The sequence below is a fragment of the Bdellovibrio sp. HCB274 genome (assembly GCF_047306075.1).
Classification (GTDB): domain Bacteria; phylum Bdellovibrionota; class Bdellovibrionia; order Bdellovibrionales; family Bdellovibrionaceae; genus Bdellovibrio.
In genome coordinates this window covers 2,297,271-2,320,214 of the sequence record NZ_CP178623.1, presented here as the reverse complement: position 1 = coordinate 2,320,214, position 22,944 = coordinate 2,297,271, and the positions used below count along the sequence as shown (strand labels likewise).

General features: G+C 46.6%; 17 protein-coding genes. 8 read left to right on the top strand and 9 right to left on the bottom strand.

The genetic code is table 11. The annotated features are described in order from the left end of the window. Positions 1 to 14: 14 nt before the first annotated feature. The 5 genes from ACLWNV_RS11270 to ACLWNV_RS11250 form a co-directional block, all read right to left on the bottom strand. On the bottom strand, positions 15 to 1,316 hold the full coding sequence (locus ACLWNV_RS11270; RefSeq protein ID WP_413584536.1) for a PA14 domain-containing protein: 1,302 nt from the start codon (positions 1,314 to 1,316) through the stop codon (positions 15 to 17). Positions 1,317 to 1,444: 128 nt separating this feature from the next. Continuing rightward, positions 1,445 to 5,362 (bottom strand): tail fiber domain-containing protein, encoded by a 3,918-nt coding sequence (locus ACLWNV_RS11265; protein ID WP_413584535.1) that lies wholly within the window; start codon positions 5,360 to 5,362, stop codon positions 1,445 to 1,447. Beyond that, positions 5,359 to 5,925 (bottom strand): hypothetical protein, encoded by a 567-nt coding sequence (locus tag ACLWNV_RS11260; protein ID WP_413584534.1) that lies wholly within the window; start codon positions 5,923 to 5,925, stop codon positions 5,359 to 5,361. Before ACLWNV_RS11260 ends, ACLWNV_RS11265 begins: the two co-directional genes overlap by 4 nt. Positions 5,926 to 5,967: 42 nt before the next feature. Further along, positions 5,968 to 7,314, bottom strand: coding sequence for an MATE family efflux transporter (locus ACLWNV_RS11255; RefSeq protein ID WP_413584533.1), 1,347 nt, complete (start codon positions 7,312 to 7,314; stop codon positions 5,968 to 5,970). Beyond that, positions 7,295 to 7,849 (bottom strand): NifU family protein, encoded by a 555-nt coding sequence (locus ACLWNV_RS11250; protein ID WP_413584532.1) that lies wholly within the window; start codon positions 7,847 to 7,849, stop codon positions 7,295 to 7,297. The genes ACLWNV_RS11255 and ACLWNV_RS11250 overlap by 20 nt, the downstream gene beginning before the upstream one ends. Positions 7,850 to 8,023: 174 nt before the next feature. Between ACLWNV_RS11250 and ACLWNV_RS11245 the strand changes: the two genes are divergently transcribed. From ACLWNV_RS11245 to ACLWNV_RS11230, 4 genes are all read left to right on the top strand, one after another. Beyond that, positions 8,024 to 8,950, top strand: coding sequence for a class I fructose-bisphosphate aldolase (locus ACLWNV_RS11245; RefSeq protein ID WP_413584531.1), 927 nt, complete (start codon positions 8,024 to 8,026; stop codon positions 8,948 to 8,950). 23 nt (positions 8,951 to 8,973) lie between these two features. Next, positions 8,974 to 10,452 (top strand): lysine--tRNA ligase, encoded by a 1,479-nt coding sequence (gene lysS, locus ACLWNV_RS11240; protein WP_413584530.1) that lies wholly within the window; start codon positions 8,974 to 8,976, stop codon positions 10,450 to 10,452. A 134-nt stretch (positions 10,453 to 10,586) separates the two neighbouring features. Next, positions 10,587 to 11,516 carry a sulfurtransferase gene (locus ACLWNV_RS11235; protein WP_413584529.1) on the top strand — a complete coding sequence of 310 codons (930 nt, stop codon included), beginning with the start codon at positions 10,587 to 10,589 and terminating at the stop codon, positions 11,514 to 11,516. Continuing rightward, a complete protein-coding gene (locus ACLWNV_RS11230) occupies positions 11,507 to 11,971 on the top strand; it encodes a YiiD C-terminal domain-containing protein (protein ID WP_413584528.1) in 465 nt (154 codons plus the stop codon). Before ACLWNV_RS11235 ends, ACLWNV_RS11230 begins: the two co-directional genes overlap by 10 nt. On the opposite strand, the gene ACLWNV_RS11225 is transcribed toward ACLWNV_RS11230, so the two are convergent. Both ACLWNV_RS11225 and ACLWNV_RS11220 read right to left on the bottom strand, forming a co-directional pair. Then, positions 11,893 to 14,052: an ATP-binding protein gene (locus ACLWNV_RS11225; protein ID WP_413584527.1), complete on the bottom strand. Its 2,160-nt coding sequence runs from the start codon at positions 14,050 to 14,052 to the stop codon at positions 11,893 to 11,895. The genes ACLWNV_RS11230 and ACLWNV_RS11225 overlap by 79 nt on opposite strands. Positions 14,053 to 14,131: 79 nt before the next feature. Then, positions 14,132 to 14,929 carry a hypothetical protein gene (locus ACLWNV_RS11220; RefSeq protein ID WP_413584526.1) on the bottom strand — a complete coding sequence of 266 codons (798 nt, stop codon included), beginning with the start codon at positions 14,927 to 14,929 and terminating at the stop codon, positions 14,132 to 14,134. Positions 14,930 to 15,181: 252 nt separating this feature from the next. On the opposite strand from ACLWNV_RS11220, the gene ACLWNV_RS11215 reads away from it, so the two are divergent. Then, a complete protein-coding gene (locus tag ACLWNV_RS11215) occupies positions 15,182 to 16,195 on the top strand; it encodes a hypothetical protein (protein WP_413584525.1) in 1,014 nt (337 codons plus the stop codon). Between the two features lie 42 nt (positions 16,196 to 16,237). Here ACLWNV_RS11215 and ACLWNV_RS11210 read toward each other — a convergent pair whose 3' ends face one another. Continuing rightward, positions 16,238 to 16,627 carry a hypothetical protein gene (locus ACLWNV_RS11210; protein WP_413584524.1) on the bottom strand — a complete coding sequence of 130 codons (390 nt, stop codon included), beginning with the start codon at positions 16,625 to 16,627 and terminating at the stop codon, positions 16,238 to 16,240. Between the two features lie 5 nt (positions 16,628 to 16,632). Next, positions 16,633 to 17,577, bottom strand: coding sequence for an HD-GYP domain-containing protein (locus ACLWNV_RS11205; RefSeq protein ID WP_413584523.1), 945 nt, complete (start codon positions 17,575 to 17,577; stop codon positions 16,633 to 16,635). Between the two features lie 187 nt (positions 17,578 to 17,764). On the opposite strand from ACLWNV_RS11205, the gene ACLWNV_RS11200 reads away from it, so the two are divergent. The 3 genes from ACLWNV_RS11200 (at position 17,765) to ACLWNV_RS11190 (ending at position 22,900) form a co-directional block, all read left to right on the top strand. Then, positions 17,765 to 19,450, top strand: a complete 1,686-nt coding sequence (locus tag ACLWNV_RS11200) for a hypothetical protein (RefSeq protein ID WP_413584522.1) — start codon at positions 17,765 to 17,767, stop codon at positions 19,448 to 19,450. Positions 19,451 to 19,491: 41 nt separating this feature from the next. Next, positions 19,492 to 21,579 carry an ATP-dependent DNA helicase RecG gene (gene recG / locus ACLWNV_RS11195; RefSeq protein ID WP_413584521.1) on the top strand — a complete coding sequence of 696 codons (2,088 nt, stop codon included), beginning with the start codon at positions 19,492 to 19,494 and terminating at the stop codon, positions 21,577 to 21,579. A gap of 82 nt (positions 21,580 to 21,661) precedes the next feature. Next, positions 21,662 to 22,900 carry a hypothetical protein gene (locus ACLWNV_RS11190; RefSeq protein WP_413584520.1) on the top strand — a complete coding sequence of 413 codons (1,239 nt, stop codon included), beginning with the start codon at positions 21,662 to 21,664 and terminating at the stop codon, positions 22,898 to 22,900. Positions 22,901 to 22,944: the final 44 nt, after the last annotated feature.

The following is a 22,944-nucleotide window of genomic DNA, read 5'->3' as shown; positions in this document are numbered from 1 at the left end:
TTTTTCAGTAGCGATTACGGCGTAATTAACAAGTCAGGTGAGCTGATTACCTGATTGCCTTGTGCATCCGTAGAAATCGCATTTATCAGGTAGTATAGGCCGGAAACCAAACCATCCAGTTGAACTTCGTGATTTACCACCAGGTCATTATTGATCTCAGTGTAAAGAACTTCCCCTGTGAAGAAGTTTGTGATCTTCAACTGACTTGTCGCAGGGATATTCGTTTTCCAAGTGAAAGTAGCTCTTGGCGCTTGTACTGAAGAAGCAATCAAGTCAGTAACCGTCAGCTTTTCTTCTACGCAAGGATTTGGTTTATGCTCAGGCATTTTATAGTTGGCATTGGCGATTGTGTTCCAGCCAGTGGATTGCAACCACTTGGTCACGCCTGTCGGCTTTTCTGTTTTTGATTTATAAAATAACTCATTGCCACTTTTGCCGCAAACCCAGTTGTCTCTAATGGATTTTTGGAAGGATTTAACATCTTTGTGGTGCTTCCACATAAGAACGTTGGAAATGTGGTAACGCGGACCTTGATAATAAAGAACCTTAATAGGTACTTCAGTATCTTTTTTCATGGAAAGAGTTCTGTACGAGCAACCAAAGCGGGAAGCGTGGTTGCCGTCATTGTTAATCAGTTCTTTCCATTGTTCGTTTTCTTTAAAGAACACGCGGGCACCGTCATCGGAAATTAGACCCAGTTCGTATTCACCTTCTTTGTCGGTATCGGAAAGCTTCAGAATTGAATTATATTCGACCGCAAAGTGCTCAATTAATTTGTTTCCTGCGCTATCAGATAGCGTTGAGCCACCTTCAGTCGTAAAGCCTTTAGTGAATACGCGAGTAGGTACGTTGATCGAAGCAAAATAAAGATCTTGCTCCATGCGAACACCCTTGTTGTAGTAGTCCATCACACTTGACACGCTGGTCATTTCAGCGCTGCGCACGTATAGCTTAGCCGCTAGACCGTTCGTAGGGGACTCTGATGGAGTATTCGATAAAGGATCGCAGACAGTTTGTTCTGGATTAGGGAATTCAAACACGGCATTCGGATCTACGCCATAGTTGCTACCGTGGTAAGTACAGCTGATGCGTTTTAGTAAACCCAGCGTCTTACGCAATTCTTCAAGCGATTGCTGTTGGTTCTTGCCACCACTGGAATTTGATTTCGAGTTGGAATTTGAATTTGAGCTCGCCGGTGCACGAACTTCCTGTTTCGCAGGAGGGCTGAACAGTGCTTTGAGAATATCACCCAAAGACAAAGCGTGAGCAGGTGAACAAGCAAGTGTAGCAACAAGCAATGCAGCGGTTTTTTTCATTAACGTACCTCTTACGTGAATACTCTCAGAATACCAACTAATGTGGTGGAACAAAAGTTTTGCGTTTCCAGCATATTATTGTGAGACAAACATGAAGGGATTTAGAATTATTTCAGACGGGGATGCTTTTATAAACCAAGACGGGATTTTATCAAATTGAGATCTTTTTCAAGTTTCTCATTTTGTTTCTTCAATTTCTCATTCTCTTTTTTCAAAGACTCAATTTCCTGACGTTCAGAGGATTGTGACGCCTCGACTGAAGCGATACGACGTTCTTGATCTGCGATCTTTTCTTCTGAAGAAACAATCTTATTGTAGAGTGATTTCACAGCTTCGATCAATGGCGCCACCAAGTGATCATAGGCTACGGCTTTCATGCCTGTCTTTTCATCAGTGACGACAACTTCAGGGAAGACCTTTTCCACATCCTGGGCAATGACACCCACTTGGTGATTGGTAGGGAAGCGCTGCTTATCAGAGTAGAAGTAAGACACACCATCTAATTTAAGGATGTTTTCGAGAGAGTTTTCAAGCGGCTGGATGTCCTCTTTTAAACGGCGATCTGAAGTCGATAGACAGCCTGCAGAGGTACATATATTTACCCCGGCAATTTTATAGGCATAACCCGAACTGAGATTTGTGTCTCCGGCAACATCCAAGCGATAGGCAGGTATACCAATACCGATACCGACGCTACCATTGTTGGACATGACGAAATTTACATTCAGGCCAGCGGTATTATCCTGCTTGGTTGTAAACATGATTTTGCCACCGTAACCATTTGCACCACCGACGCCATCTGTCGAAACTTGGATGCCCGCAAGTGTTTTGTTGCCGGTATTATTGGAGGCATTAAAAGTAATTTTTCCACCTAGTGCCCCGGCTCCAAGACTGGCGGTCGGATTGTTCAGTTCCAGTATTCCGGAGTCTGTGCTCGTACTTCCATTTCCGTTTAATGTTAAGACACCGGGGCCAGTAGCGCCCGCCAAATTTGTGATTGAGCCACCTATAGCGGCTGCACCGTTAGCATCGAAAAGAAGTCGGGCTTTTCCAGCGGTTTGATCGTAAATACTGAAACCGCCCGCAGGAGTATTGGAAGACGAAGCAGCGCCGACATTCAGTGTGTAGGCCCGGCTTGAAGCGGAATTTTGAATTCCAACTGAAGTGCCTGTCGCTGATGTGCTATTCACAACCAGATTATAATTTGGAGCGGTTTCGCCAATACCAACACGACCAGTTGGTGTGATGGTCATTCTATCCGTGCCGCCAGTAATAAAATACAAACCATAAGCATCCGTCGTGCCCAAAGTTGCATCTGCACCGAAGCTATTTCCACCATTCTTATAGAATGGATGCGCAAACCATTTCAGACCGTTTGCACTGGCGCTGTCAGCAGTTAGTAGCTGCCCATCGGTGCCAGCAGGCATGCGGACGTTGTTTGTTCCGTCATGCACATGCAAGTCACCCTTTGTTGTTAATGGCGAAAGATTGTTAAAGGCGACCGATTTGGTCGATGCGCCTGTACCACCTTGTGTGATCGGCAGTATCGAAGACAGGGAAGAGGCTACTACATTCGTCAATTGCGAGCCATCTACAGAAGGCAATCGGGCAGAGGAATCCAACTGTAAAATCTTATTAGCAGAAGTGCCTGTGTCTACCTGAAGAGTCCCTGTGTTTACGAATAATCCATTTCCATAATTTAGTCCCAGGCTTGAACCTGTAATATTCAATGGGGCCAAAGTTCCAATGGCAGTATAAGTTGAAGCTCCAGTTCTTTGTACTAAACCCGTACCTGTGATCGTGCTAAGATCAGGTGCTGAAAGAACACTGACATTACCTGAAGACACAGATAGACCAGATCCAGCTTGCATCACACCCAGTGACGAAGCCGTCGCCGCCGCCACACTGATAACTGGAGTGCTAGTACCTGTTGCAACAGATATCGGAGCCATTCCCGAAACATTCGTAACGCCAGTACCAGCCACGCCCAATGATTGCGCGGCTGAGCCATCCCAATATCTGATTTGATTCATCGTGGAATTGTACCAGGTCGTTCCTTTATCGGAAGTGCCAAGGCTGGAAGTGAAAGTACTTTCTGTCGCGGTGGTGTAATTTGCAAACCCAAAGTTCGTAACACCAGAGGTAACGCGGCCTTTTGCATCGACTGTCACTTTTGAATAAGTGCCAGCGGTGCCAACCGTTGCTAAAGTTAATGCGCCAGAATTTGATAGAGAAGCATCTCCGGACATATAAACTTGTGTGGCAAGACCTGATCCATTTCCGACGTATATTTTGCTATCAGCGAGTAATGGGCTCAGGACGCTTAAGCCTGCGCAATTAAAACCGCTTGCGCTCCATGTAAGCACGTGACCTACCGTCGAGCAGCCAATAGAGGTAAACTTTCCTGTACCGTCATTCAAAACCAAATTAGCAGTTGCTGAATTGATTCCCGTGAAATTCATATCGGTCGCAGTAATTGTGCCATCTGCGATTTTTGCCGAAGTCACTGCGGAGTTCGCAATTACCGCTGCCGCTGATCCCGGCCCTGCCGCAGTTACATCACCAGTCAATGCAGTGATGTAGTTTCCAGCAGCTTGCTTCGCTGCAAGCGCATCGTACTCTGTTTTGCTCAAAAGACCGGCAGATACACCAGCGGATGAAGCCAAAGGAATATTCAAAGAATGCGTGTTGGAGCTAGAGGACCAATTCGGTCCTGTGCCAGTCGTTCCGATTGTTCCAAATGACTGCGAGCTTCCAGTCTGACCGTTAAAGCTTGAAATACCAGAACCCGCGACACCCAATGTCTGCGCTGAAGATCCATCCCAATACTTAATCTGATTAGAAGTAGAGTTGAACCAGATTTTACCCTTGTCCGCAGTCGACAGGGAAGGGTCGGCCGGGTTGTTAGAAAGATGTAAAGACTTATTCGGCGACATCGTCACATAGCCCACGTTAGTCAGGTTGTTGGAACCCATGTCAATGGCGCCAGTCATCGTACCACCAGCAGTCGGAAGCTTGGTGTTGTCAGTACTCGAAGGTGTAATCCATTGCAGAGCAGACCCTGTTGATGACAGCACCTGTCCTGCAACAGCACCCGCCGGAATTTGGCTTGGAAGATTAGTCAAATTAGAACCATCAACCGCTGGAAGTCTGGCCATGGAATCAAGCTTAACGATTTGATCGGCAGACGTACCCACATTCACACGAACAACGCCAGAAGTGATGTTGACGCCAGAAATTGAAGCGTTGGTATCAAACTGCACAATACCTTTAACAGCATATGAAGCGTCACCAGGGCTAGCCCCCGTAGCATCATCGGCCACAGAAAACGCGGTGCCGTTATATTTTAAAATCTTACCAGCAGCTAAACCGGTCATATCCACATTCACACCTTTAATGCGACCTACAGAAGTCGCACCTTGAGTTCCAGTCACATCTCCAGCAAGTGAACCCGTAAAGTTCGTCGCAGACTGCGCCGTCAAAGTTCCGCCAGTGTAGGCAGATAACAAAGTATCCAAGGTAGTGTAGCGGGCAAGAATGCTTTCTAAATTTGCTTGAGTAGTTCCAGTACCGCTATTCACCTGCATGAAATCAGAAGGACCCTTATCTGCAAGTTTTTGCGAGTTGATCGCCATCGGAATATTTCCGATCGCCACATCCGGAGTCAAAGTCGAACCTGCAACGTTGATTCTTAACGCACGAGTCGTAAACCCTGACATGGAAACCGCAGAAGCGCCCTGACAGTTCACTGAACCAGCAGAGGCAAAAATGCGATCTGCCGTGTTGTTGGTTGTATCTGTTCGAGTCCCAGTTCCCACGATCGCGGAAAACTCGCCCACAGATCCCGGAGTGATGGTTTGAGATTCAGAATATAAAACGCAAGAGCCATACATAACCGAGAAGGTAACAGTTTGCGAAGAAGTGATTGGCGTACCGCCAGAATCAGTCAGAACCCCTTCATAGGTGAACAATGATCCCGGAGAAACCGCTAGGGCCACGTTCGTAAGCAATGAAAGTAGGGTGGTGGTTACGAAGGACTTCTTCATTCAGAAAGCCTTCCGTGAACGACAAATGGACCACCCGAAGCCATGCTCTGCTGATGGGAAACCACGCGGCCCTTTAAGACCATCCCAGTTCCTGTTTGCGTTTGGGCACCAGCCAGAATTTGTTGTTTGATTTGCGCGGGCGGTACAAAGCGAACAGTGGCGTCACGATAAACGAACATGCCAGCGCGAGACCACGCACGGAAGTTCACGGTGAAAGTGTCTCCGTTATTGATGGTCATCGTGTTCATGGGTGCTTTTGTGTTGGATAGATCAATTTGGAATTTACCGTCTGTGGAACACATCACAGTGTCTGAATCATAAGTTGTTGATGGGATCCATGTGGAACCGCCATCAAATGATAACTCTACAGAAGTAATGAAACGCGAGCACTCAGCATCAAGTGTTATAGTTGATAAAGTGGAAGTGACATAATCTTTGCTGGGTTTGAACTCGAAGTTATCAATGGGACGCAAAAATGAAACCTTCGGATCTGCATCCGAACATCCCATAAAAAAAAGTACTGAAATAACAGCCACTAAGGACCGAACAATTTCTTTTTGCATCTATAGAAATATCGGAATAATCCAATACTTACTGTAGTACTACTAAGCAATAAATCTCTTACTGAGACGGTGAAAGCGATACGTAAGTAGGATAGACGCAAATATGAGCCCTATCAAAAGTCCAATCCATATTCCGATGGGACCCACACCAAGATGAAAGGCCAGCAAGTATCCGCCTGGCAAGCCCATCACCCAGTACGCAAAGAATGCAATCACACTTGGCCACTGAGTATCGCTCATACCACGAAGTGCGCCGATTGCGACAGCTTGCACGCCATCGAAAATTTCAAACAATGCTACGACCACGAAAAACTGTGCAGCCCAAGCGATCACATCAGGGTCAGAAACGTAAAGAGTCGGGAACCAGTGGCGCAGAATCAGGAAGCCCAAGCCACATAAACTCATGTAAGCGCCACCTAAGACGATCGCAGTGAATCCCGCATGCCGAGCCATCTTGTAATCACCACGGCCCAATTCAAATCCGACGCGAATACTTGAAGCGATACCAATCCCCAAGGTCACCATAAAGCTGGTGGAGGCAAGGCTGATCGCAATCTGGTGGGCTGCCAATGGAACAGCTCCGAACCAACCCATCATCACCGCACAAGATGCGAAGGCTCCCACTTCAAAAAAGAAAGTGAAACCATTTGGAATTCCCAAGCGGATCATGTTTTTCAAAGTTTGCTTGTCGAAAGAATGAATCCACGGATTTTGAAGATACTTTTTAAATCCCGGATGAAGATGAACATAACCAACCATGGCTACCATCATTAGTGTACGTGCGATGAAACTTGCCCAAGCCGCGCCATCAAGACCCAGCTTTGGAAATCCCCAGTGTCCGTGAATCAAAACCCAGTTGCCGACGACGTTAAATAGGACGCCCGCAATCATCACATACATAGCGACCTTGGTGCGACCAATGCCATCAGTGAACTGTTTGTAAGCCTGATAGATTAAGGCTGGCAAAATGGAAAGAGCGATAATTTTATAAAAGCTCGTACCAGCCTTAAGCACTTCAGGAGTTTGTCCAAACAAATGCAAATGCGGCATCAGCCCCAAAAGCACGGCGGTGATCAGAATTCCGATACCCACCGCGATAATCAGGCTGTGTCCCAGAAGAACTCCACCGCGCGGGTGATCTTCCTGACCTTGTGAGTGAGCGAACATCGCCGTCATTGGTGCGAGCATGCCCAAACCGAAAATCAAAAAGACAATATAAACACTTCCTGCAAATGCAGAAGCGCCCAGGGCCACCGGGCCCAATGCACCAACCATCAGGGTGTCGGCCAACTGGATCAGGTTCTGACCAAGTTGTCCGATGATGATAGGGCCGGCTAGTTTAAGTAAAAGTTTGGACTCGTGTATGGTCTCAGATCGCAAGAACTTCATGAATTTCCGGGAACAATTCTTTCATACGAACTTCGATGCCATCTTTTAGAGTTGCCTGAGATGATGGGCAGCCCGCGCAAGCGCCGCGCATGTGGATATAAAGCTTACCGTCTTCGAACTTATTGAAAACGATGTCCCCACCATCCAACGCCACAACCGGGCGGATTTCGCGATTCAGTACAGATTTAATATTTCTCACCATCGGGGAGTCATTCGGATCGTCAACATCTGTGTGCTGCACGATTTTTACAACCACCGGTTCGTTGCTATCCATGTGCTCTTGAATCAAGCCGCTCAGTGGCTGAGCCAAAAGCTCCCAGTCAACCCAGTCTTGCTTGGTCACGGTGATGAAATCAGTTCCCACATAAACCGAGCTGGTCCACGGGAAACCAAAGATCTTAGAGGCTAAAGGAGAGCGATCCGCCTCTTGCGCAGAGGGACAATCAAAGCCTTCATCTGCCACTTTGGTGTGCAAATGGAACTTCATTGTAGCTGGATTCGGTGTAGCTTCGAAAGAAACTCTCTGTGTGCTCATGTTTACCTCGAGGGAAAAATCGATGCCCACAGTATACCACAGAAAGCGCTTTGGAAAGGAAATTGCTGCGTTGCTCGCTATGATGTCCACACTTGATTATCAATAGAAAGTTCACTACCTTTGAGCCCGCTAATTAACTGAGCATTCACATTTTTTACCATTTCTGGAGATGACATGACACCAAGAGTTAGAGAGATTTTGAGCTGGTACGGTTCCGACAACCCAGGCGTATTGACGAACCTGGCTCGCATTATGAATCACGGTAAATTGGCGGGTACTGGTAAGATGGTTATTCTTCCAGTGGATCAGGGCTTTGAGCACGGTCCAGCTCGTTCCTTCGCGAAAAATCCAGATGGTTACGATCCTAACTACCACATCGAACTTGCTATCGAATCCGGTTGCAACGCTTACGCGGCACCACTTGGTTTCATTGAAGCAGTTTCCCGCGACTATGCTGGTGAAATTCCATTGATCCTGAAAATCAACAACTCTGAAACTCTTTACGGCAACAAAGCTCCAATCTCTGCAGTAACGTCTTACATCGACGATGCCCTAAGACTTGGTTGCGTGGGTATTGGTTTCACAGTTTACCCAGGTTCTGCTGAACGCAAAACAATGTACGAAGAAATCGCAGAAGCATCCCGCCTGGCAAAACAAGCGGGCCTTGTGGTGATCATCTGGGCTTACGCTCGTGGTGAGCAGATCTCCAAAGATGGCGAAACAGCTATCGACGTGATCGCATACTCTGCACACATCGCAGCTCAATTGGGCGCACACATCATCAAAGTTAAACCTCCAACAGCTCACGTTGAACAAGCGGCAGCGGCAAAAGTTTATGCTGAACAGGGTATCAAGATTTCCACTCTGACTGATCGTATCCGTCACGTGGTTCAATCCTGCTTCAATGGCAAACGCATCGTGATCTTCTCTGGTGGGGAAGCAAAAGGTACGGAAGAGCTTCTTAAAGAAGTTCAGGAAATGGCACAAGGTGGTGGCTTCGGTTCCATCATGGGCCGTAATGCCTTCCAACGTCCTAAGAAGGAAGCGATCGCTCTTCTTCAAGGCGTGATGGAAGCATTTGCAGGTAAAAAACTTAACTAGGCCTTTTTAGGTATTTGGAAACTATGTCGATTCAAGAAAACGCGCTTCGCGCGGAAAAACGTAAAAAATTGCACGCCCTTCGCGAGAAGGGCATTAATCCTTATCCGTACACGTTTGAAAATAAAACGGCGATCAAAGAGATCGTCGAAAAACACGCAGCTGGTTTGCAGGCGGGCGAAAAGAAGCCTGAATCTGTATACCGTATTGCGGGTCGTTTGATGACTTTGCGTGCGATGGGCAAGGCCTGCTTCTTCAACGTTCAGGATCAATCCGGAACTGTACAGGTTTACGTAAAAACAGAAGAATTGGCAGAGAAAGAAAAAGCCGCATTTGATCTTGTAGACCTTGGCGACATCGTGGGTGTTGAGGGTTACGTGTTCAAATCTCAAAAGGGCGAATTCTCCATTTACCTGAAGCACTTCGAAATACTGACAAAGACGATCGAACCATTGCCGGAGAAGTTCCACGGCGTGCAAGACGTTGAGATCAAGTACCGTCATAGACATTTGGATCTGATGACGGATGCTGATTCCCGCAAGGTTTTCGAAACTCGTTCAAAAATCATCTCTGAAATCCGCAGATTCCTTGATTCCCGCGGTTTCATGGAAGTGGAAACTCCAACACTTCAACCAATCTATGGTGGGGCCGCGGCGACTCCGTTCACAACTCACCACAAAGCTTTGGATATGAAGCTGTACATGAGAATCTCGCCAGAGCTTTACTTGAAACGTCTATTGGTGGGCGGCTTCGAGAAAGTTTACGAGATCTCTAAAAACTTCCGTAACGAAGGTATCGACAGAACTCACAATCCTGAGTTCTCTTTGCTTGAGTTCTACGAAGCATACACTGACTACAATTATCAAATGGATCAATTCGAGGAACTTGTTTCTCAATTGGCATTGAAAATCACTGGCAGCATGAAGGTTTCTTACCAAGGTAAAGAAATCGATTTTACACCTCCATGGAGACGTTTGACGGTTCATGACGGTGTTCGTGAATACGCGAAAATCGATCCAGACAAGGCCACTGATCAGGAACTATACGAAGCAGTTAACAAAATGGGCGGGGATCTGGATGCTCCAGGAAAACGCGGCGAAATGATCATGGAATTGTTCGAGCTAACAGCTGAACAACATTTGTGGCAGCCGACATTCGTAATGGATCACCCGAAAGAAATCTCTCCTTTGACTAAGATCCATCGTAAAGATGATCGTCTGGTAGAGCGTTTCGAGCCATTCGCGGCTTGCATGGAAATCGGGAACTCATACTCTGAGTTGAACGATCCAGAAGACCAATTGGCACGTTTGAAAGAACAAGAAGCATCTCGCGGTCACGACGAAGAAGCTCATCCGATGGATGAAGATTTCTTGTTGGCGATCGACGCTGGGATGCCACCAACAGGTGGTGTGGGCTTGGGTATCGAACGTATCGTAATGATCCTTACAGATCGTCCTTCGATCCGCGATATCATTTTCTTCCCAACCATGAGGATAACTAAGTAAAATAGGGGAAGCGGCCCTCAAGGCACCAGCTGACGGCGTTGCTCGTCGTCGGCGTACGAGGAGTACGCCTTCCTCCTCGCGCCTTGCATCTGGTACCTTGATGACCACTTAAGTTAGTCTTTTTAGGAGTACTTATGAGAAATATTCTTGGCGCTTTATTTATTCTTCTTGCCCTTATTGCCTGCCAGACTACGCCTACCAAGGTTACTTCTGAACAGGGTGTTCAGGGTGCCCCTGAGAAATTGATGGATGGTGCTCCGGTTATTTTGGATGTTCGTCCTCCGTTTGAATTTAATTTGTCTCATGTGCCGGGTGCGATCAATATTCGCTGGGAGGATTTCTCCTCTCAGGATCCGAACTCCCGTGGTGTCCTTCAAGATGATTTGTTCTCTGTCGCTCGTCGCTTGTCGTTGATTGGTATTGATCCGGATTCCAAAGTGGTGATTCTGGGTAAAGGCGCTCAAGGAAACGGCGAGGAAGGCCGTATCGCCTGGACATTGGAAGTTCTGGGAGTAAAAAACGTTCATACCGCACTTCATACCGTAGCGCGCGCGATGAATCCCAAAGGTGATGAGCCTTTGGTTAAAAACAAGCCTTACTGGAAGCCGGTGATTGATGAATCCCTTTTCATTGATTCCAAGAACTTCAAGGCTTATGCGACTCAAAAACTTCCGCCCCTTAAAATGACTGGTAAAAAGAAAAGCAAAACCGCCATGGATTTGCCGGTAAGTTCCCTGTTTGGAATGAACTTTAACGAAGCGAAAGCCAAAGTTGTTATTTTGGATGTGCGCTCGAATGGGGAATTTGGAATTAATAATCTTACAAAATACAAGCACGTGAAAACTCCAGTCGTACAAATCGAGTGGAAAGAGTTTTTCACTGAATCCAATGCGGTTTCCAAGGATCTGGGCAAAAAGCTTGAATCCAAAGGAATCACTCCGGATAAAATCATCATGGTGATCAGTAACCACGGCGTACGCTCGGGTGCTGTGACGTTTGCATTGCGTGAAATGGGCTACCGTCAAAGTGTGAATTTTGCCGGGGGCTACGAGCAATGGAAGTAAACACTCAGGATTTCATTCAGGTTCTGGCTGACAATATCAAGTTGTATGAACATCTGGGAATCACAGTGCAAGAACTGAGCTCCCAGAGAGTGGTCTTTAAAGTTTCCTTAGAGAAAAACCTAAATCACAAAGGCACAGCATTCGGCGGAAGTCTTTACGCCACAGGCGTGTTAAGTGCCTATGCCCTGGTTTTAGCAGGATTAAAACATCATCAAATCAATACAGAAAATATTGTCATCGCCAAGGGTGTGATCGAGTATCACCGTCCTATTGATTCTGATTTCACAATTGTCTGCGAATTCCCAGACGCCGCATCTGAACAGCAATTCTATCAGGAACTGAAAGACAAACAGCGTGTTCGCCGCGATCTTCAGGTTCACATATTCAAAGAAGGTGGTTCAGACGGACGTTCTTTAGGGGCTTCCTTGCTTGGAAGCTTCGTCGTTAGAACGTGAGACAGGGTATCTAACACTTCTGCCTTTTTAACGGGTTTAACCATGTACATGTCACACCCTGCAACTAAAGTTCGTTGCAGGTCTTCCAGTACAGCCGTTGCTGTTAAAGCGATAATCGGTGTGTGACCCAGGCGGTTTTCCTTTTCATAGTGGCGAATCAGTTCCGTGGCTTTATAGCCCGACATGATTGGCATCTGCATATCCATAAAGACGAAATCAAATTTTGCCTGCTTAAATTTTTCTACGGCTTCTTTGCCGTTAACGGCTTCGGTAAAGGTAAAAGGCTGATTTTTAAGATAGTGAGTTAAAAGCAACCGGTTGTCCTGGGAGTCATCCACCAATAGCAAAGAAAACGTGCGACCTTTAAACTGTTCGGCCCAATTCGGTGCCGTCGTAGGTTTTACTTCGGTAGTCGCCACAGATTCGGGGCGGTGAGGCAGGGCAATTCTAAATGTGGTTCCACGTCCCGCAAGACTGCGGAGTTCCAGGCGGCCACCCATAATCTCGACCAGATTTTTGGAAATCACCAGACCCAAGCCAGTGCCGCCATAGCGGCGAGTCGTGGTGTCTTCGGCCTGAAAGAAAGGAGAAAACAAACTGCTTTGCTTGTCGCGGGGAATTCCGATGCCGGTATCGCGAATTTCCAAAACCAGCAGACCGTTTTCAGGAGTGCTGCCGGGTTCAACTGTGACGTGAACGTCGACTTCGCCTTCTTCAGTGAATTTCAAAGCGTTACCAATTAAATTGAACAGAACCTGGCGAAGGCGGGTGGGGTCACCGCGCTGATACAGTGGCACGTTTTCATCGATGTGTAGTTGAAAGTTCAGTCCCTTTTCTTCAGCCTTGATTTGCAGTATTTCAAAAACCGAGCGCACGGTACTGTGCAGATTATAAGTCGTGTTTTCAATACTTAAGGCCTTGGCTTCAATTTTTGAAAAATCCAAAAGGTCATTGATCAGCGCTTTTAAATTTTCCCCGGCATGACTGAATAATGTCAGATATCTTTCCTGATCTTTACTCAAATTGGTTTCTTTTAAAAGCTCCAGCATTCCCAGGACGGAATTTAAGGGAGTACGAATCTCATGACTCATACGCGCAAGGAAATCAGATTTGGCACGGGAAGCTTCCTCGGCGGTTTCTTTGGCGGTTTTTAATTCCTGTTCGGTATAACGAAGACGATCAATCTTATCAGTAAGACCGGAAACTGCAGCCCCCGCCATCAATGCGGAAAAGCACAAGGTTACAAGTGTGGCTGGCGTTTGCACGGCAGAAAAATCCTGGGGCCAGGGATTACCTAATACCACTGGCATTGCCAACGTCAAAAACGCCACCCAGGTGTTGACCAGAATCGCAGTTTTTAAACCATACCAGCTGGCGCAGAATAAAACGATAATACCGTAGGCGTACCATGACTGTGATAGTGGGATTTTTAAACTTAAGGCCAAGCTTATCGCCAGCAAGGAAAACATCACGGTTTTTTCGCGACGGGATAGGTGATGAAACCAGCGCATTTCCACGTTTTCAGCTGGAAACACGGAAAGACGTTTTGATTCAAGCCACGGCGTCAGCAGAATAAGCAAAGGCAGCGAGATCACGACACTACTCATGAAGTTGCCGATCAAATTTAAAACACTGGTCCAAAGAAATTGATCGCGATTGATGGTGCCCGCACCCAGCAAGATTCCCTGCACACCTAAGGCTAATAAAGCTGACGGAATGATGATTCCATAGACTGTATAAAGACTGATTCCTTTTGGGGAAGGACTCCACACATCATTACGGAATCTTTCTTTTACCAGGATCCAGGCTAAAAAAACATGCAAGGTTTCAGGCAATGCATAAAGAGGGAAGAATAACGGATTTGTCGCGCCTTCAAGTGGCGCGCTGAGTGTGGCATTTAGAAAAAGCGGAACCAAAACACCGGGACCCCACCATAATGTCATGGGAATCGCGAAAGCGACGGGGAAATTAAAAAAAGTCGTTCCCGTGGTTGCGGTATAGAAAAGACTTAATTGGGTGTTTGCGTGAAATATGGCAAAGCACAGTAACCATATCCACCAGGGCAGACGCTGTTTATTCATGGCTTAATTTTAGAAGTAAATCAGAAAGCCGCACTTCATGTTTGCAGTAAGTGCGAAGGAACAAAGAATAGGCCCGACTTTATTCGGGCATGCCTGCGTCGATCCAGCGTTTTAGATAATCAGCCTCTGCCGGAGTCAGCTGAACTTTTGTTCGAGCTGGCGGCATAATAGTGTCGGTAAGACCTGGAACAGTGATCTTGTAAAGCAGACTGTCCGCACCGTTTTTGTAAACGGTGATGGACTTATCTGTATAGTCTTTAGCGGCAAGAATATGGGCGATGGAATCAAGCATTGGATCCTTCGGGCGCTCAACCTGACTGCTGTGGCAGTTCAAGCATTTCGCATCAAAGAAGGCCGTGCGCAGATTTTTAAAGCTCAATTCCAACTGACCCAAATCCGGCTGCGGAGTTTGCTCTGGTGGATTCGGAACCGGGGACGTTGGCTGCGTTGGAGGTTTTGTTCCCTCGGTACAAGCAGAAAGCTCTTTCACGCGTTGAGCGGGACGCTGATTCGTTTGATTGTCAAAATACGAGCGCAGAATCTGCAACTCACACGCTGTTAGCGGTTGATAACCTTTGCGAATCGGAGGCATGTCGCCTGATTCAACGGTTGCCATGATGTCTTCACGGTGTTCATAGATTTTAGCTTCCGTATCCAGAAGCGGAGCTTTGGTGGTGTGACACTCGAAGCAGGTTTTCAAAGCCGTCTGTCTGACGACATAGTAGTCGATCAAAGATTCAGAAAACTCGTTCACCTTGGGGGTTTTTAGAATGATCTCGCCTGTTTTGAACAAACCCATCTCTTCCAGAGCATAGCCGCAACCGGAAAGAGCGAACGTAACGATAAGGGTTTGTAAAAGCAGAACGCAGGTTTTCATCGCTCATGGTTTTATCAAACAATTCAATCTCTTGGGAGAGGCTCTCGAGGGAAAAGAAAAACTTGCCGAAGTGTCGCGATTTTTGACACTTCTACAATGGAGGGCTGCCAATTTAGGCTGCATATCGGAACTTCATGAAAAAACGCTCTTAAAAACACTGTATTGTCGTTGGAGTCACTTTTGGGAAAGCCAGGCTGGCACTGTCTTCGCATTCCTAAATTCTTGAAAGAATCTATTTTTAAAGAAGAGGGTATGATGAATAAATTTGGCGGCTACTTTAAGTTTATTTTAAGCAGTGTTCTTCTTGCTTCGCCAATGGCATTGGCAAAACAGTGGACCCCTGAAGAACTAGCCAAAGAAATCGCGATCTATCAAAAGGGCGATCAATGGTCCGTCGGCGATATCACCGAAGAATACCTTAAGAACCCGATTATAAAGAAAGCCTACAGTGCGAATGTTCATGTCGGAGCCGCTTCAGGAATTTATCTTGGAAAATTTAAAGGCAAACACATCGTGGCGACCAACTCCCATGTGGCTGATGGGCCGAAAGAGTGCAAAAATTTTCCTCCGAAAGTTATGTTCGATTCCAATATTTGGTCTGATACGGTTGGTTGTATTGGTGCCTGGCCGGAAATTGATTTAGCTCTGCTTGTGGTCAAACCTTATGACGTCAATGCTTGGGAAGAAGGGGCGGAAAGCCTAGGTCCGGAGGCTTATGAGCTGGGCGAAAAAGCGGTTGCTGGTAGAGGTGTTAATCTTGCCTTCAACACGATTCCGGAATTTGAAGCACCCCTGTTGAATATTGGCTTTGGAATCGCTGGTGATGCGAGTCCTGACCGCGGTAATCCACTTAAGATTTCAGTGCCGCGCATAACTTTCGATGATGATTGTCGCGTCTTGTCCCAAACCGGTGAAGTGCGATTGCTTTTTGATCCAGACACCATCAACCCGCTGGGGTATGCGGCTTGGTCCTTTGCCAACGGCTGTGATACTTCTCACGGGTCCTCTGGTTCACTGCTGATGAATCGAGAGACGGGTGAGATTCTTGGTGTGGAATGGACAGGTACTTGGACGAAGGCGGGGGAAGAGCCTATTTCTTCACAAGAGATTGCTGAAATTTCCCGCGGCAATTCACCGGAAGTTTGGAGTCGATTGAACTATGCTGTACCAGCGTTTAAGATTAAGGAATTCTTATTAAAGCAAGTTCGCTCGAAAAAAATCGTCGGGCCGAATGCGGCTTTGATTAAAGCGATCGTGGAAAAATAATCTGAAAAAATGAACCGAAAAAAATAACCTGCTTTCCGCAGGTTATTTGTCTTTTTTTACTTTAAGCGGCTGATAGTTGGCGTGCTGCGAAGCGGGCTTGCGGTCACTGCGCGCAGCCTCCATGCATGTCAGGCGTTGAGCATCTGACATTTCTGTTTCTTCGCCGCATTTGTCCAATGATTGAGGATTGAAGGCTTGGCCTTGGATTGAATCAAAACATTTCCAGAACTGTTGATCTTCTTTTTGAAGATTGCAAACGGTGACCGCATACCAATCAACATTTTCATTTTTTTGCATTCGTTCCTGGCAGGTTTTAACATCGGTTTCGCCGATGAAGCGATCGCAAACTCCCGGTGGGTTGGTGGGCTCGATAGCCAAAGCAATCAACGGAATCAATGCGATCAGTGCCAGTGAATACAAGATGTGTTTCATGTGTTTTATGCAGCCTTTATTTTAAACAGTACAGAATACAGTGCTTTTAGCATGTCGGGATCATAGCGACCCGCCAGCTTTTCTTTCATCATCGTCACTGCATCTATCGGCTTAAGTGGGACATTATATGAGCGCTGAGTCGTCATTGCATCATAAGTATCGGTAATAGCCACGATCCGCGCGAACGGGTGGATCTCGTCACCCATCAATTGTTGGGGATAACCATTCCCAGACCAGGACTCATGGTGCTCAAAACAAGCCGCTTTGATCGCATCCGAGATGTTCGGGTGGTTATTTAAGATAACTAGACCATATTGGGGGTGCATTTTCATCTGCTCCCATTCCGCATCTGTCAGGCCGCCTTTTTTACACAAGATATCCAGGCTGACATTACGTTTACCGATGTCGTGGAATAGGGCGCCGACACCCAGCTCTTCCAATTCTTTTGGGGAGTAGCCGATAGCTTTACCCAAACCCAGCGAGTAGATGCTGACATCCAGGGAGTGGTTGTAGGTATAAAAATCATGACCCGACAAAGAAATCATAAAGCCCATGGCTTCAGGTGCATTTTCCATCAGATCAATGAAATCTGTGATGATGGGGCGTGATTCATCCAGAGCTTTGTTAACATCCGGATTCTCGAAAAGGTCTTCCATCAAGGCAACGGAGGATTCACGCAGGATTTTTGCTTTCGCAAATGGATCCAGCTGATCGGAATTCATTTCTTCCTTCACCCAATCACGATACGTCTGCTTGTCATCCATGCGAACGAAAAAAGAGTCGCCCGTATCACGCGCATGCAAGCGCGAAATCTTGCCATCCGAGATTTTATCGCCCGCGCGAAGATACAAAATATACTTGCCGTCGACTTGCACAAAAATATCAAAACTTGTGACTTTGTCAGGGCGAATCGTGCTTAAACGTATGCGGAAATATTGAGTGTCGGTCATAGGGAAATTCTGCCATCAATTCCATGCCTTAGAAATAAATTCCGCAACCCTTTTTAACTATAGCCCTTAGTCTAGTCAAAACCCCTGACCAGCCCTCACAAAGTACCAAAGTGAGGCGAAAACAGAGAGTGCTGTTATCAATATGTTTTCCCTTATGAGCCACACTAATAAACCCGAATAGTTTTATATGAAAATCGGATTTTCCATTTTAAGTCTGTTTTTGATTTTGTTAAGTCCACGTGCGCAGGCGCAAATGTTTTCCTGTGAAACAACGTACATGGAAAGTTGCGTGGGTCCAAAGGCTCACCTAAAAACCGCAATTGAATCCTGCGAACTGGAAATGAAGGCGGCCAAGTGCGATGAGTGGTTCAAGGATCGCCCCCAGGCATCTGGTGCAAAACGTACTTGTGATCCGATAGAAGTTTGTCCAATGCCTGCAAAAATCACTTCATTAGCAGAGTCTTGTGCGGATGGGGTGTGGAATAGTTCCGTGGATCTGGTGAAAGGTGCAATTGATTTTGTGGTGGGCAGTTCCAAGGTGTCACCTGAGGTCAAAGCGCGCGAGGACTATTTTAAAAAATGTGTCAGTCCTGAATGTAAAATAGAAATGTTAGGCCCTTATGCTGACTTGTTTACGCTTGAAGAAATTGCGGGTACAAAAGACACGAAACTGAATCCTGACGATGTTCAAAATCAAGTTTACTTAAATGGCTACAGCTCGAAAACTTTATATCGGATGCTGCAGGAAAAGCTGCGTAAGCGTGCCCAAAATGGAAATTCATCTGATCTTTGGATAGAGCCCTGGTCAGGAAATCCTGCAGCTCCCAAAAGATCGGTTGATGATTTGGTTCAGGAAGTCATGACCGCTTCGGGCATGAGCAATACTGCCTGCTATAGACCTGAAAAAGTATATGAAGCGCGATGCTATGCTTTGGCGTCGGTCTTGGATCCATTGGCAGCCTCGGTGGCTATTTTGCGAATTAAAAAAATCTCCGGACTTCTTCATGCAACTGATCAGAAGCGAATCGCCAAAGCTGTAAAACGGGACGAGCATGTTGCTAATAATGTCATGCGGGGATCCACAATTGATGTGGAGGAATTCAAGAAAAGCACAGCAGGTATCTGGGCGGATAAGAATCTAACCGATCAGCAAAAAGCGCAGGCGGTATTTTCAAAATACTATGAGATGAGAACTGCGAACTTGGATTCTTATTTGAAAGGGCATGCCGACAAGGTCATTGGTGACGTTCAGTATGTAAAAGGATCCAAAGGCCAGTACAACATGGTGACGCAAAAAATTCTAATTGGCAGTGATTATGTCGACGTACCGGTGAATCACTATTTGACTCTGGCGCACGAGTTTGAGCACGTCGTTCAATACCCGGAGCGGACTTCTTTCATTACTCGCCATCTGGCAAGTACCCTGGAACAAAAGCTCACGAAATCAGAACGTCCTCCTGGTGTGAATTCACGACTTCAAGCTGAATTTGAAGCCATGAGCAGTCAATGGGACTTTTTGCAATCCGTCCCTCAAGAAGTCCGTGATCGCTCCGTTGAGATGATTCGGTCCAATTCAAAAATTCCCCAAAAAGTTAAAGAAGCTTCAATTGCGGACATTCAAAACGCAAACCTAAGCCGGGCAGACTATTTAAAGGCTGTCGCAGGCAAGCATGGATACACAACGTACCAAATGAGAGAGCAGAAGAAATCAGCCATTGGTTTTTCTATAATGATGCAGTTTGCTGCAGATGGCGCTACGGATCTTAAGCAAAAGTCGTATGAAAAGGAGCTCAATGATCGCCGGAAAGAGCTCGAAAGTAAGGGAATTCTCCAGCCGTTTTCTTCCGATGGGAAGATGTTTGGAACACCTTAAAGGATTGACTTAAAAGGAAATTCCGCAATACTGAGCTGGCCATGGCTCTTCGTATAGACACTCAAATCATGTATCTTAAAGGAGTGGGCCCGAAACTCGGGGACCTGTTCGCTCGTAAAGGTTTAAAGACCTTGCGGGATCTTTTTGAGTTCTATCCACGCGCTTTTGAAGATCAGCGTGCCGCCCGCAATATTGCAAGCCTTCGTCCCGGTGATATCGTCAGTATCAAAGCGACAGTAGTTTCCGTTCACGGCGTGAACATCGGGCGCACCACACGCAAAATGTACGATGTGGTCGTGCGCGATGCCTCGGGGCAAATTCACTGCAAATACTTCCGCGTACCTTACAAAGGCTACTTTGAAAGATTCAAACCATTTTCTGAAGTGCGTGTGGTCGGCAAGGTTATCGAGTACCGTGGGCGAATCGAGTTTCATCATCCCGACATTCGTGACATCGATCCTGAAGAGGAAAATCAGGATGCTTTGATTCCGCTCTATACGGAAATTGAAGGTCTGGCGACAGCCAAGATCATGAAGCTGATTCGTGCGGGCCTTGGGCAAATTGAAGAGTGGCCGGCAGAAGCATTGCCTAAATGGATGCGCGAAAAGTATGACCTGAAGCCGCGTAAAGATGCTTTGATGGAGATTCATAATCCGAATCCAGCAAGGGCTCAGGAATACACCGAAGTAAAAAGCTCTGCTCAGCGTAGATTGATTTTTGAAGAGTTCTTTTGGCTGGAGTTGTTCCTGGCTGCCAAGAAAACCGGATTTCAAAAAGAAGCTGCACCTCTGATCCAGAATGAAGGAAAAAAGTATTCCGCTTTGGAAAAGTCTTTGCCGTTTCCATTAACGGGCGCTCAACAGCGCGTGTTTGCCGAAATCAAAACTGATTTGGAAAAAGGCCATCCTATGCATCGTCTGGTGCAGGGGGATGTGGGGAGCGGGAAAACTTTAGTAAGCTTCATGGCTGCCGTTTATGCCGCTGAAAGTGGCTTTCAAACCTGCCTCATGGCACCCACGGAAATTCTGGCCGAGCAGCACTACAAAAACGCCAAAAAACTGCTAACGCCATTGGGAATCAGCGTGTCCTTGCTGGTTGGAAAAACCAAATCAGCGGAACGCAAACAAGTCCTTCTGGATCTAGCCAGCGGTGAAACCGATCTGATCATCGGAACTCATGCTTTGATCGAAGAAGAAGTGCGTTTTGAGAATCTGGGCCTTGCCATCATCGACGAACAACATCGTTTCGGTGTTGAACAACGTGGTATCCTGAAAAACAAAGGAAACTCGCCCCATTTTCTGGTGATGACTGCAACGCCGATTCCAAGAACCCTGGCGATGACGGTTTATGGCGATCTGGATGTTTCAATCATTGATGAAATGCCTCCGGGACGCAGCCCGATTCAAACCCGCGCGATTTTTGAAAACAAGCGCAGTCAGGCTTTGCAATTCATGCTTGAGCAATTGCAAAAAGGCCGTCAGGCGTATTTTGTTTATCCTTTGGTGGAAGAATCTGAAAAGATTGACTTAAAAAATGCCGTTGAAGAGTTTGAAAAACTTAAGGTGCAGTTTCCGAAAGTAAAGTTCGGATTGCTACACGGAAAAATGAAGCCCGATGAAAAAGATGCGGTGATGGATCAGTTCCGCCGTCATGAAATTCAGGTCCTGGTTTCAACGACGGTCATCGAGGTCGGTGTCGATGTACCCAATGCCAATATCATGATCATTGAGCACGCCGAGCGTTTTGGCTTATCTCAGCTGCATCAGTTGCGTGGCCGTGTCGGGCGGGGAGAACACAAGTCTTTCTGTATTCTGATCATGGGTTATGCCGTCTCCGAAGAAGGAAAGATGCGCACCGAGTTCATGGAAAAAACCACTGATGGTTTTAAAATTTCTGAATTTGACCTTGAGATGCGTGGACCTGGTGAATTTATGGGCACTCGCCAGTCGGGACTTGCCGGTTTCAAGATGGCAAATCTGGTTCGTGATATGGAGATTTTGCAGCAAGCGCGCGAAGCCGCTTTTGAAGTTTTAAGAAAAGATCCGTCCTTGGTTTGGCCCGACAACCGACCGATGCGTGATGAATTATTACGCGAACACGGTCCGGCCGCACTTGCCTCGATCGCATAAAGTATTAGCACTGCCGATTGATTTGGCATTTTCCTGATTTAGTTACCACTGCTCTTAGAGGCATGGTAAGCATCCACCCCTTATGCATCTTGATGAACACAACATTGACGACGGATTACGCAATCCGAAACCGTCGCGCGTCCCTTTGCGCGTCGATGATGAAAAAATACGCAAAGAGCTGTTCTCTGATTCAGCCCAGCTTCTTGCGAAAATTCGCAAGCTTGAAAAAGACCACTCTGACTTTCAACTCTGGGATCAGACGCTTTTTCAGGATTGGCGAAATCTAAACTTTCGCGATGAGATTCACGAACTCGAACTTCTGCAAAAAAGACACAGAATTCTGACCACTTTTGAAGTGCACCTTAATTACGTCGCCACCACTTCCAGTGTAACCTTACAGCAGGCGTACAACATGCTGAAAGAGGAGGAAAGCCAGTATCAATCAGGTGATGATATCTGGAGATTTGTGATTGATAACCTTCGCAAAGGACGGTTTCAAACAGCCGTGCAAAGTCCTTCGCAAAACCCGGCTGAAGATGAGCCCGTCGATTTTGCCGAGATCTTCTTCAAAGACGATTCTGTTTTGAGCGGTCTTAAGCGCCGCGCGCGTTCTGTTTATCACTATTTAAATGATATTGATGACGGTAAAATGGTGCAGCATCTGGAAGTGCCCATGGCGGGTTATCGACTTTTCAAGGAAAGCCTGCAAATCGCAATGAAGTGCGGGGACTGGCGCCTGTTAGGCCGTGTGTGGAAAACCGCAAGTCCCGCCTATCAACAGCGCTACCTGCGAAACCTGCCTCTGCATTTGAAAAAGTTCCTGAAAAAAATCATCGACGAAAACGAGCATGAAGAGGCTTTGCAGCAGGAGCAAAGTCGTCAGAAGGATGTTCTGCTTCAAACTTATAACAAACTCTCCAGATGGCTTCACCCGGATCGCCAGCGGGATCAGTCTATTGAGCAGCAGCAATGGGCATCTATTAAGTGGCAGCGCGTGCAGGCGGCTTATGATCGCAGAGATGAAGCGGCTTTGAGGCGCATTGATCTTTTATGCCGGGCTGAAACCGGGCAGTTAAATGATCTGACGGTGGATGAAATTCAACAGAGTTCGTTGATTCTAAAAGAGGAGTTCGAAGCGTTGCAGGAAAGTCTTGTTACCTGTCGTAAGCATCCGGCATGGCGCTTTTCCAGTCGTCGCAGTTATACTGCTTTGAAAAATCAAGTTCACCAGGATTTGCAAAAACAACTAAAGCCCTTGCGTGCGCAGGTTTTGGTTTTTGAAGAGACTCTGAAGGGCTTTGCGAGTTCTCAAGGACAGTGATGTCGCTTTGAAAATTTTAAATTTTCGATGTTGCATTAGGGAAC

Excerpts from the sequence above, each read along its gene's own strand:
- ACLWNV_RS11270 (WP_413584536.1), bottom strand. The coding sequence starts at position 1,316 with ATGAAAAAAACCGCTGCATTGCTTGTTGCTACACTTGCTTGTTCACCT.
- ACLWNV_RS11265 (WP_413584535.1), bottom strand. The coding sequence starts at position 5,362 with ATGAAGAAGTCCTTCGTAACCACCACCCTACTTTCATTGCTTACGAAC.
- ACLWNV_RS11260 (WP_413584534.1), bottom strand. The coding sequence starts at position 5,925 with ATGCAAAAAGAAATTGTTCGGTCCTTAGTGGCTGTTATTTCAGTACTT.
- ACLWNV_RS11255 (WP_413584533.1), bottom strand. The coding sequence starts at position 7,314 with ATGAAGTTCTTGCGATCTGAGACCATACACGAGTCCAAACTTTTACTT.
- ACLWNV_RS11250 (WP_413584532.1), bottom strand. The coding sequence starts at position 7,849 with ATGAGCACACAGAGAGTTTCTTTCGAAGCTACACCGAATCCAGCTACA.
- ACLWNV_RS11245 (WP_413584531.1), top strand. The coding sequence starts at position 8,024 with ATGACACCAAGAGTTAGAGAGATTTTGAGCTGGTACGGTTCCGACAAC.
- lysS (WP_413584530.1), top strand. The coding sequence starts at position 8,974 with ATGTCGATTCAAGAAAACGCGCTTCGCGCGGAAAAACGTAAAAAATTG.
- ACLWNV_RS11235 (WP_413584529.1), top strand. The coding sequence starts at position 10,587 with ATGAGAAATATTCTTGGCGCTTTATTTATTCTTCTTGCCCTTATTGCC.
- ACLWNV_RS11230 (WP_413584528.1), top strand. The coding sequence starts at position 11,507 with ATGGAAGTAAACACTCAGGATTTCATTCAGGTTCTGGCTGACAATATC.
- ACLWNV_RS11225 (WP_413584527.1), bottom strand. The coding sequence starts at position 14,052 with ATGAATAAACAGCGTCTGCCCTGGTGGATATGGTTACTGTGCTTTGCC.
- ACLWNV_RS11220 (WP_413584526.1), bottom strand. The coding sequence starts at position 14,929 with ATGAAAACCTGCGTTCTGCTTTTACAAACCCTTATCGTTACGTTCGCT.
- ACLWNV_RS11215 (WP_413584525.1), top strand. The coding sequence starts at position 15,182 with ATGATGAATAAATTTGGCGGCTACTTTAAGTTTATTTTAAGCAGTGTT.
- ACLWNV_RS11210 (WP_413584524.1), bottom strand. The coding sequence starts at position 16,627 with ATGAAACACATCTTGTATTCACTGGCACTGATCGCATTGATTCCGTTG.
- ACLWNV_RS11205 (WP_413584523.1), bottom strand. The coding sequence starts at position 17,577 with ATGACCGACACTCAATATTTCCGCATACGTTTAAGCACGATTCGCCCT.
- ACLWNV_RS11200 (WP_413584522.1), top strand. The coding sequence starts at position 17,765 with ATGAAAATCGGATTTTCCATTTTAAGTCTGTTTTTGATTTTGTTAAGT.
- recG (WP_413584521.1), top strand. The coding sequence starts at position 19,492 with ATGGCTCTTCGTATAGACACTCAAATCATGTATCTTAAAGGAGTGGGC.
- ACLWNV_RS11190 (WP_413584520.1), top strand. The coding sequence starts at position 21,662 with ATGCATCTTGATGAACACAACATTGACGACGGATTACGCAATCCGAAA.